General features: G+C 64.1%; 10 protein-coding genes. 3 read left to right on the plus strand and 7 right to left on the minus strand.

Features of this window, described 5'->3' with window-relative positions:
• The first annotated feature begins 191 nt into the window (after nucleotides 1–191).
• The gene (locus ACIP21_RS14930; RefSeq protein WP_400688678.1) at nucleotides 192–1,409 is read left to right on the plus strand and encodes an amidohydrolase family protein; all 1,218 of its coding nucleotides are present in this window, start codon (nucleotides 192–194) and stop codon (nucleotides 1,407–1,409) included.
• A 4-nt stretch (nucleotides 1,410–1,413) separates the two neighbouring features.
• On the opposite strand, the gene ACIP21_RS14935 is transcribed toward ACIP21_RS14930, so the two are convergent.
• The 6 genes from ACIP21_RS14935 to ACIP21_RS14960 form a co-directional block, all read right to left on the minus strand.
• Nucleotides 1,414–2,292: a LysR substrate-binding domain-containing protein gene (locus tag ACIP21_RS14935; protein WP_400688680.1), complete on the minus strand. Its 879-nt coding sequence runs from the start codon at nucleotides 2,290–2,292 to the stop codon at nucleotides 1,414–1,416.
• 281 nt (nucleotides 2,293–2,573) lie between these two features.
• Entirely contained in the window at nucleotides 2,574–3,278 is a 705-nt protein-coding gene (locus ACIP21_RS14940; RefSeq protein WP_400688682.1) for an IclR family transcriptional regulator, read from the minus strand.
• 55 nt (nucleotides 3,279–3,333) lie between these two features.
• Nucleotides 3,334–4,134, minus strand: coding sequence for an IclR family transcriptional regulator (locus ACIP21_RS14945; RefSeq protein ID WP_400688685.1), 801 nt, complete (start codon nucleotides 4,132–4,134; stop codon nucleotides 3,334–3,336).
• Nucleotides 4,135–4,243: 109 nt separating this feature from the next.
• Nucleotides 4,244–5,563 (minus strand): MFS transporter, encoded by a 1,320-nt coding sequence (locus tag ACIP21_RS14950; protein WP_400688687.1) that lies wholly within the window; start codon nucleotides 5,561–5,563, stop codon nucleotides 4,244–4,246.
• Between the two features lie 54 nt (nucleotides 5,564–5,617).
• Nucleotides 5,618–6,817 (minus strand): CaiB/BaiF CoA transferase family protein, encoded by a 1,200-nt coding sequence (locus ACIP21_RS14955; protein ID WP_400688689.1) that lies wholly within the window; start codon nucleotides 6,815–6,817, stop codon nucleotides 5,618–5,620.
• A complete protein-coding gene (locus tag ACIP21_RS14960; protein ID WP_400688691.1) occupies nucleotides 6,814–7,755 on the minus strand; it encodes a hydroxymethylglutaryl-CoA lyase in 942 nt (313 codons plus the stop codon). Before ACIP21_RS14960 ends, ACIP21_RS14955 begins: the two co-directional genes overlap by 4 nt.
• Nucleotides 7,756–8,085: 330 nt before the next feature.
• On the opposite strand from ACIP21_RS14960, the gene ACIP21_RS14965 reads away from it, so the two are divergent.
• Both ACIP21_RS14965 and ACIP21_RS14970 read left to right on the plus strand, forming a co-directional pair.
• Nucleotides 8,086–9,012 (plus strand): SMP-30/gluconolactonase/LRE family protein, encoded by a 927-nt coding sequence (locus ACIP21_RS14965; RefSeq protein ID WP_400688694.1) that lies wholly within the window; start codon nucleotides 8,086–8,088, stop codon nucleotides 9,010–9,012.
• Between the two features lie 104 nt (nucleotides 9,013–9,116).
• Nucleotides 9,117–10,403: a CitMHS family transporter gene (locus ACIP21_RS14970; protein ID WP_400688696.1), complete on the plus strand. Its 1,287-nt coding sequence runs from the start codon at nucleotides 9,117–9,119 to the stop codon at nucleotides 10,401–10,403.
• Nucleotides 10,404–10,436: 33 nt separating this feature from the next.
• Here the strand turns inward: ACIP21_RS14970 and ACIP21_RS14975 are convergent.
• On the minus strand, nucleotides 10,437–10,559 hold a 123-nt coding region (locus tag ACIP21_RS14975; RefSeq protein WP_400688723.1), incomplete at its 5' end, for a hypothetical protein.

The following is a 10,559-nucleotide window of genomic DNA, read 5'->3' on the forward strand; positions in this document are numbered from 1 at the left end:
GGGCCCGCTCGCGCCCCATCCTGGGCCGTGTCCCGAGGCTTTGAAAGTTAAGAATCGAAATCGCCTCCAGTGGGCTTTTTAATGCAGCGGCCTGCATCCAGAAATGCACTGCGGTCGATCCTGATAATTAATTGGAGGCAGGCCGGAATCGCCCCTACCGTGTCTCGCTACCTGTCAGAAAAGGTCCCGACATGAACGACCGTGAGTTCATCAATGCCATCGACGCCGATGGCCAACCCCTGCACATCGCCGTGAAGAGCGGGCGCATCACCCACATCGGGCCGCAACGCGCTGGCACGGCGGCCCAGGAAACCATCGACCTCGAAGGCCTGCTGGCCCTGCCCGGCTTCGTCGACGGCCACATCCACCTGGACAAGAGCTTTGTCGGCGACCGCTGGCGCCCGCACCAGCCCGTGGGCAGCCTGCGCGAACGCCTGGCCGTGGAAAAGCGCGAGCTGGCCTGTGCCCCGCCGATCGTCGAGCGCGCCGATGCGCTGATCCGCCAGTGCGCGTCCTACGGGACCATGGCCATGCGTTGCCATGTGGACGTGGACGCCACCACCGGCCTGAACAACCTGCACGCCATCCTCGAAGCCCGGGAAAAGTGGAAGGATCTGATCGACATCGAACTGGTGGCCTTCCCCCAGGCCGGCGTGGTGACCTGCCCCGGCACCGCCGAGGTGATGGAAGCCGCCGTGCGTGAAGGCGTGCAGGTGGTGGGCGGGATCGACCCGACCACCCTGGACGGCGACGCCGAGGCCCAGCTCGACATCGTCTTCGGCATCGCCGACCGGCACGGGGTGAAGGTCGATATCCACCTGCACGAACCCGGCGACATCTGCATCGCCCAGCTCCAACGCATCGCGGCGCGCACCGAGGCGCTGGGCATGCAGGGCCTGGTCGCGGTCAGCCACGCCTACGGCCTGGGCGATGTCAGCGACAGCGTGGTCGATCGCTGCGCCCAGGTGCTGGCCAAGGCCGAGGTGTCGATCATGACCAACGCTCCCGGCGAACACCCCTTCCCGCCCGTGCTGCGCCTGCGTGCCGGCGGCGTGCGCGTGTTCACCGGCAACGACAACATCCAGGACGCCTGGTGGCCCTATGGCAACGGCGACCTGCTGCAACGGGCCATGCTGGTCAGCTACCGCTCGGGGTTCAATACCGACGAGGAACTGCGCGTGGCGCTGGAGATGGCCACCGAGGCCAGCGCCGGGGTGATGGGCAAGCAGGATTACGGGCTGAAGGTCGGCAACGAGGCGAGCTTCGTGCTGCTCAAGGCGCCGAATGCAGCCGCAGCGGTGGCGGCCGCTGTCCATGGGCGGGTGATCGTGCGCCATGGCGCGTTCTGGGGCGGGCCCGCGGCCCTGCAATTGAAAGCAGCGCAGTTCGCGCAGGAACTGCGGCGCTGACCCGTTACTCAGCCTCGGCGCTGAGAATCCCGATCAGGATCTCGGCCAGCTCCCGGACCAGGGGGTCGGCCGTGGGCCGGTGGTAGATCGCCGCCTCGAACACCGTGATCGGCTTGAACCCCTGCGCCGCGCCCAGCACCCGGTGCGCTGGCGTCACCACCCGCGAAGGCAGCAGGCTGACGCCCAGGCCGTTGGCCACGGCTTCCTGGATACCCGCCAGGCTGGAACTGGTGAACGCGATGCGCCAGCTGCGGCCCATGGCCTCGACCGCGCTGATCATGTCGTCGCGGTACAGGCCGCGGGGCGGAAAGGTCACCAGCGGGATCGGCTCCTGATCGAAGCACGGGTACTGGGCACTGTCGATCCATTCGATGCGCTCCGGCTGGCAGGCGCTGGCCTCGCGGCTGTGGCGCCGCTGCTTGACCAGCACCAGGTCCAGTTCGCCACGGTCGTAGGTGCTCATCAGGTCGCGGCTCAGGCCGCCGGTGATCTCCAGCTTGACCGTCGGGTTGCGCCGATTGAAGGCCGCCAGCGCCTGCATGGTCTTGCCGGCGACGAAGTCGTCGGGCAGGCCGATGCGCACGGTGACCGTCACCCCGCCCGACATGGCTTCGCTCAGTTGATTGCTCACCGCCAGCAGGTGCCGGGCAAATCCCAGCAGGGTTTCGCCGGCGTCGGTCGGGTGCACTTCGCGGTTGCTGCGGTCGAGCAGTTGGTGGCCGACCATTTCCTCCAGCCGACGGACCTTCTGGCTGACCGTGGACTGGGTCGAATGCAGGCGCGCGGCGGCGGTGGTGAAACTGCCGCAATCGGCCACCATGACCACGGCGCGGAGCATGTCCAGGTCGTAGATTGCGCGGTTGGGTCTGGCATTGTCGCTCATGGGTTGGGGCCTGGCTTGAAAGTTGTAGGGAGGCGGAAATCGAGCGCCGCCCGCGCGGCGCATCGCGAGCAAGCTCGCTCCTACGTTTGTTTCGGCCCAATGTTGCCTGTGATATCTGCGCGCGAACGCCTTGGCGCATGGCGCAATATCGCGTCGTACCAACAAGGCGGTCGCGCGCGCCTGTCACTGGCGTTACTGGCCCGAAACAAACGTAGGAGCGAGCTTGCTCGCGATGCGCCGCGCGGGCGGCGCTCGATCTCACAGGCGCTGTAAACCTTGAATCAAACCTTCGCGTCAACCGGCTTGAACCCGAGGCTGCGCATCAGGTCGCGGGCGGTGTCGAAGAACAGCTGCCTGAGGCCCTCGGCACTGTCTTCGGTCAAGCGGCTGGAAGGCCCGGAGATCACCAGCGCGCCCATCAGTTCCTGCTGCGCCCCATAGATCGGCAAGGCAACGGAAGCGGCATGCGGGTCCGTGGCGCCGTGGGAGTAGAACGGCTTCTCCAGGGCGATTCCCGCCTGGAACGGCGCGCGCAATGCCTGGGCACCGGCCGCTTCATCCATCGGCCGCATGTCACCGGGCTGCAGGTGAATGCGCAAGCGGTGGGACGAGTTCACCCGATACTGGCACATGCGGTATGCGCCATGGCGAACATAGAACGAGGCGGTCTCGCCTGTCTGCTCCGCCAGGTGCTGCAAGCGCGGCATCACATGCCGCTCGAGGTCTATCGACTCCTGGTACACCGCGTTCAGGCGCATCACCTCGCTGGCCAGCTGGTAGCGACCATCCGCCATTCGGGTGATGAAACCATGGTCTTCCAGCGACACCATCAGGCGCATGATCGTGCTCTTGATCAAGCCGGTGCGCTCCACCAGTTCGACCAGGCTCAGCGACGTGTCGCCGATCTGAAACGCTGTCAGCACGGTCAGTACACGGTCGGCCGAAGCCACTCCATTCACCGCTGGACGCGGCCGCGCTTTCACCATCTGGAAACCCCTTGAGATCTGTGCCCTGTTGCTCACGCACGGGCGGAAGCGGGCATTATCCGCCAACCGCCCCTTGCTTGCCATCCTGCGGAGTTCGGTCAACCGCGCGGATGGCCGCCTGGTAACGCTCGGTCGGGCCACCCAGGGCCGCCGTGGCTTGCGCGGCTCTGTTCATCACCGTGGCACGCACGCGGTTTATCTGCTCGGCATTGAAGCGGTCGGCCGGCCCGGACAAGGTCAGCGCGCCCACGAACACGTTGCCCGCACTGAAGACCGGCGCGGAAATGGCAGCGGTGTCCGGGTCGCGCTCACCCACCGATGCCGCCCAATACTGCTCCCGGACATTATCCAGGGTAGCGTCGGGCGCGGCGCCAAATGCCCGCAGCACCTTGCCGGACGCCCCGGCATCGATCGGAAAGCGATCCCCCTCATGGATGGACACCCGTACCGAACGCTTGGGCTCCACACGCAGCAGCACCACCCGACTCGCGCCTTGCGCCACATAGAACGAAGAAGTCTCCGCACTTTCCTGGGACAGCGTTTCGAGAATCGGCAGCAGTGCATCGCGCAGGTTGAAGGCCCCCTGGTAGAGCTGCGCGAGCCGCAGTGGCTCGTGCCCGACAGCGAACTGGCCATCCGCCAGACGGCGCACGAAACCGGCCCGCTCAAGGGACACCATCAGGCGCAGGATGGTGCTTTTGTAGAGGCCTGTGCGGCGCGAGATTTCCGCCAAGGGCAAACTCGGGCGATCGCCATCGAACGCCGCCAGAATCGCGAAGGCACGGTCCACTGCGGCGACACCGCCTGCCGCGCCCTCCGCGCCGTCATCACTGGATTGATTACTGTTGTCAGGCATGGCTTCACTTAGGCTGCTTGAAAAGGGCCCACCCGAAGGCAGGCCTACACATTGCTGTGAACGCAACATAGTGAATCCAAGCGACCCGCGCAACAGAACAGCGTTCTGCTCAGGCTTCACGCATGAACAGCTTGAGCACCAGGGTCATCGCCGCGGCGAAGAACAGGACGCAGCCCATCACCATGAGGCCTGCGGTAAAGGAGTGCGTGGCCTCCTTGAGATAGCCCATCAGGTAAGGCCCGACGAACCCGCCGAAGGCGCCAATCGAATTGATCAGGGCAATTCCCCCGGCTGCCGCCTGGCCACTGAGGAACTTGGCCGGCAAGGTATAAAAGATGGTCTTGGCCGAAATGGTGCCGACCAGCGCCAGGGTGATGCCGATCAGGGCAGGAACCAAGGTATTCATCTGCAGGGCGAACAACAGCGCCAGGCCGCCCAGAACCAGGGCGATCACCAGGTTGAGAATGCCCTTGCCGGTGCGATCCACATGCCTAGCCCAGAACAGCAGGCCGATCGTCGAGAAGAAGTACGGCACCGCCGCCACCCAGCCGATCAAGCTCAACTCGACACCTTGGGCCTTGAGCATCTGCGGCAGCCAGATGCCGATCCCGTAGGTGCCGATGGTGAAACTGAAGGTGATCGAACTGAGCAGCCAGACCCGCGGGTCCTTCAGCGCGCCTTTGAATGCATGGCTCTTGCGGGAGCTGCCCGCCTCTGTCGCCAACAGCTTGTCCAGCGCATTGCGCTCCTCGACAGTCAGCCACTTGGCCTCGGCCGGCCGGTTGGCCAGTACCTTCAGGGTGATCAGCCCGAGGACACAAGCCGGAAGGCCCTCGACCAGGAACATCCATTGCCAGCCCGCCAGTCCCCACGCGCCGTGCATCTGCAACAACCAGATGGACAACGGCCCCCCCACCAGGAACGAAATCGGCGTCGCCACGGTGAACCAGGCCAGCACCCGCGTGCGGTAGTGAATCGGGAACCAGAGCGTCAGGAAGAATATGACGCCGGGAAAGAAGCCTGCTTCGGCGACCCCCAGCACGAAGCGGATCAGGTAGAAGCTGCAAGGCCCGACCACCAGCGCGGTTGCCGCAGCCGCGAGGCCCCAGGTGATCATGATGCGGGCCATCCAGAGCCTGGCACCGAACCGGTACATGGCTAGATTGCTGGGCACTTCGCACAGGCAATAGCCAACGAACATGATCCCGGCGCCCAGCCCGAACTGGGCGGCCGTCAGGCCAAGCTGGTCGGTCATCTGCAGCGCTGCGTAGCCGACGCTGGTGCGGTCGAGATAGTTGAAGAAATATGCCAGTGCCAGCAGTGGGATCAACCGCCACGCCGCCTTGCGCAAGGCGCGGCGCTGGATGTCGTCCAGCGCAAGGGGCGGCGCGACCGGGACAGTAATGACTGGAGTCGTGACAGGGGCCATGACGATTACCTCGATTTTATTCTTGTGGGTGACGGCAATGCGTGTGCGCAGCGATCAGGTCCGAATCAGACCGCTGGCGGCAAGTTCATCGATCGCGGCACCTTCATAGCCCAGTTCCGACAGCAGTTCACGGGAGTGACTGCCCACTTCTGGCGCCGGCAGGCGTGCGCCGAAACGCTGCCCATCCATTTCGAACGGCAGCATCGGCACCTTGGTGGTTTCCCCATTGCCGAGGGCCAGTTCAGTGAGGCCACCGGACGCGTTCAGGTGCTGATCCTCGAACAGGTCTTGCGGGCGCTGGATCGGCGAAAACGGCAGACCGGCCGCTTCACACAACGCCATCACGCTGGCCTTGCCCATGGACTGAATGCGTTCGCGCACGATCGGCATGATCCGTTCCCGGGCTTGCACCCGCTGGTTGTTGCGCGCCAGGGCCGGGTCATTGGCGAACAGGGTGAAGTCGAACGCCTCGCAGAACGCCACCCACTGGCTGTCACTGACCACGCCGAGGAACACCTGCTGGTCCTTGTCAGCCGTTTCGAACACGTCATAGATGGCCCAGGCGGAGATCCGGCTTGGCATCGGCGCGGCGGCGGCACCGGTCACGACCTGCTGCATCATGTGCTGGGCGACCAGAAACGCGGAGTTCTCGAACAGCCCGGTCTGCACGAACTGCCCCTTGCCGGTGTCCTTGCGCTGCAGCAATGCCGCCAGCACGGCGACGGCGCTGAACATGCCGCCCATGACGTCGTTGACCGACGCACCCGCGCGCAGGGGCCGGCCTACCGGGCCGGTCATGTAGGCCAGGCCGGTCATCATCTGCACCACCTCGTCCAGTGCGGTGCGTTTTTCATACGGCCCCGGCAGAAAGCCCTTCATCGAGCTGTAGATGATGTCGGGCTTGATGGCCTTGACCGCCTGGTAACCCAGCCCCAGTTTTTCCATGGCGCCTGGGCGAAAGTTCTCGGTCATGACGTCCGCCGTGGCGAGCAGCTTGCGGACCGCAGCCATGCCCTCGGGCGACTTCATGTCGACGGCAAAACTTTTCTTGTTGCGGTTGTAGGTCAGCCAGTAGCCTGCACCGGAGCCCATCAGTCGACGGGTATTGTCGCCTTCGGCTACGGGCTCGACCTTGATCACCTCGGCCCCGAGGTCTGCCAACAGCAGGCCGCAGGTAGGCCCCATGACCATGTGAACGAACTCGACGACCCTGATGCCGGCCAGCGGCAATCTGGTCTCTGGCACCTGGCTCATACGGCCTCCTTGGCGTAGGTGAAGTTCTTGCCGACCCCGGCATCGGCGATGAAGCCATACAAGGCCTCGCCCGGCAGCCCCCGGCGCAGCCAGTCGCGCGCTGCAACCAGGCGGTCGATATCGATGCCGGTGCGCAAGCCCATCGACTCGAGCAGGTACACCAGGTCTTCGGTCACGATGTTGCCGGAGGCGCCAGGCGCGTAGGGACAGCCGCCAATCCCCCCTTGCGAGGCATCGAAGGTGGTCACTCCGGCTTCGAGGGCTGCAACGACATTGGCCAGCCCCTGCCCCCGGGTGTTGTGGAAATGGGCGCTGCCGGCCAGCTCTCCAAGCTCCTGGCGCAAGCGGGTGAACACGCGGCGCACCTGGGCCGGATTGGCATACCCGACGGTGTCCGCCAAGCCCACTTCGTCAACGCCCAGCTCGGCCATCTTCACCGCCATGGCGATGCTCTGGTCATCGGTCACCACACCTTGAAGCGTGCAGCCGAAAACGGTGGACAGGCCCGCTTCGATCTCGATCTCCGGGAAACACGCGTTGCGCAGCGCTACCACGGCCTTGACCTCGTCAAAGACCTGGGCGTGCGTCTTGCGGATATTGGACAACGAGTGGGGCTCGCTGACGGAGATCGGCAGCGTGATCTTCTGCACCCCCGCGCTGAAGGCAGCCTGGGCACCCTTGAGGTTGGGCACCAGCGCAGTCACGAAAAGCCCGGGGATCTGACGGGCATGAACCACCAGCTCGGCACAGTCGGCCATCTGCGGCAGCAGCCTGGGCGGTACGAACGATCCGACCTCGATCTCACGCACGCCCGACTCGGCGAGCGCGGTGATCCACTGACGCTTCAGTTCGCTGGGCATGGTGGCCTTGATGCTTTGCAGGCCGTCGCGGGGGGCGACTTCGCTGACGAGTACATCGATATCTGAACCAGGATGCACGGAAATTCTCCTCTTCGGCGGTGGACCTTAGGAACGTTCACGCGGCAGGCCATCGAGTGGCGCAGATCCGAATTGTTATGATTGTTCTGTCAGGCAGAATGATGTTCTGTCAAATAGTATTCTTGGCCAGATCTCCGCCTGTCAATCCCCTTTCATCAGCAGCGGGTCACCGATGAATACGGCTTGACAGCATCCCCTCGATTTTGAAAAAGTGTTCCACACGAGGCAACGCCGTTCTACTGAATGGAACGAAAAACAATAATCGCGTCGTTCGTGCTCACCCATTGCCTAGGCTGGGTACAGTGCCCGCACGCCTTGCTGGAGATACCCATGAGCCTGTATGCCCCACCCCAGGACCTGCCAACCGAGGTATTCAGCCGGATGCCGGAGCGCTTCTGGCGCGACGGCGATTCCGACTGGGTGCGCGCCAACAAACCCGGGCAACGCACCCGTTGTTTCCTTGAAGGCCCTGCGTTCGACAGAGCCGGCAACCTGTATGTGACCGACATTCCCTATGGCCGGATCTTTTGCATCTCTCCTGCAGGCGAATGGTCGCTGGTGATCGAATACGACGGCTGGCCCAACGGGCTGAAAATCCACGCGGACGGGCGGATCTTCGTCGCGGACTACAAGCGCGGCATCCTGCTGCTCGACCCTGCCAGGCAGGCCATCGAGCCGCTTCTCACCCACCGTCGCAGTGAGGGGTTCAAGGGCGTCAACGACCTGTTCTTCGATCAGGCTGGCCGCCTGTACTTCACCGACCAGGGCCAGACCGGCATGCATGATCCGTCCGGCCGGGTATTTCGCTACGACCTGGATCTGCAACGCCTGGACTGCCTGATCGACAACGGGCCAAGCCCGAACGGCCTGGTGCTGGACCTGCACGAACAGGCACTGCTGGTCGCCATGACCCGCGGCAATGCGGTCTGGCGCCTCCCGCTGCAGCAGGACGGTGGCACCTCGAAGGTCGGGATCTTCACGGCCATGGCCGGTGGCGTCAGCGGCGCCGATGGCATGGCGCTCGACGACGAAGGCAACCTGTACGTCTGCGATGCGGGCAATGGCTGCGTCTGGGTGTTCGACCCGCATGCCGTGCCGCTCTACCGGATTCGCGCCTGCTCCCCAGGCCGCACCGTGACCAACCTTGCCTTTGGCGGGCATGGCAACCGCACACTGTTCATCACGGAATCGGCCACAGGCCACATTCTCCAGGCACACCTGCCCCACGCGGGGAAGAAACTGTTCTCGCACGCGTGAACTGAACCGCCCCACCACGCCTGTGCGCCACCGCGCAGGCATTCGCTCGTCCGCAACAAAAGCAGACAAGTCTTCACGATAAAACCGATAAAAAGAGGGACTTCATGATCACGATCCTGAGCTACAGCATGATCGTCTGTTTCATGTACCTGATCATGTCCAAGCGGCTGTCCCCGCTTGTGGCGCTGATCCTGGTACCCATCGCCTTCGCATGCGCCGCCGGTTTCGCCGCCGACCTCGGCCCGATGATGTTCGATGGCCTGAAGATGCTCGCGCCCACAGGCATCATGCTGACCTTCGCCATTCTGTACTTCTGCATGATGACCGACGCCGGCCTGTTCAACCCGCTCATCGAAACGGTGCTTCGCCTGGTCAAGGGCGATCCGCAGAAGATTGTCCTGGGCACTGCCGTACTGGGTATCTGCGTCGGCCTCGATGGTGACGGCGCAACCACCTACATCATCACCACTGCGGCGCTGCTGCCGCTTTACCGGCGCACCGGCATCCGTCCGCAGGTCATGGCCACGGTGCTGCTGCTGACGATCGGGGTGATGAACATCCTGCCCTGGGCCGGCCCCTTCTCACGCGCAGCCAGCGCCATGCAGGTCGACATCACCGAGCTGTTCGTCGAAATGCTGCCGATCATGCTGGCCGGGCTGGCCTGGGTGCTGCTGGCAGCCCTGCTGCTGGGCCGCCAGGAGCGCAAGCGACTGGGCGTGACGGAAATCGACCTGCAGCAGCTGCTCGCCGAGCTGGAGCAGTCCAAGCTCACCGGCTGGCGATTCGTCGTCAGTGCCGCACTCACCCTCGCCCTGATTGCCCTGATGATGCTCAACGTCATGCCACTGGCGATCCTGTTCATGGTCGCGTTCGGCCTTGGCCTGGTGATCAACTACCCCTCGCTGCAGGCGCAGAAGGCCGTCATCGACAAATACGCAGGCAGCGTGCTGTCCGTCACCTTGCTTATCTTCGCTGCCGGCATCTTTGTCGGGGTGATGTCGGGTACCGGGATGATCAAAGCGGTTTCCGACAGCCTGGTGCAGATCATTCCCGCATCCACCGGGCACTACATGTCGGTGTTCACCGCCTTCATCAGCATGCCGTTCACCTACATTCTTACCAATGACGCCTTCTACTTCGGCATCCTGCCTATCCTGGCAGAAACCGCCGGGCATTACGGCATCGATGGCAAGGAAATGGCCATTGCCGGCCTCATCGGCCAACCGGTGCACCTGCTGAGCCCGCTGGTGGCGTCCACTTACCTGCTCTGCGGCTTGCTGAACGTGGACTACGGGGACAACCAACGGGCGTCGATCGGCTGGAGCATCGGTACCTGCCTGGTGATGTTCGTGGCGGCGGTGGCCTTTGGCTCGATCACCGTCTTCGCCTGACGACCGGCCCATGCCGGCATGGGCCGTACAGCACTAAACCGCCAAAGCCCGGGCGCGCAGTTCGCTGTTGAGGATGCGATCGTTCTCGCTGTAGTCGACCGGGCAATCGATCACATGCACCCCGGGGTTGGAAATGCAGTGGTCGAGCAACGGCAG

The organism is Pseudomonas sp. NPDC089401 (assembly GCF_044749485.1).
GTDB lineage: Bacteria > Pseudomonadota > Gammaproteobacteria > Pseudomonadales > Pseudomonadaceae > Aquipseudomonas.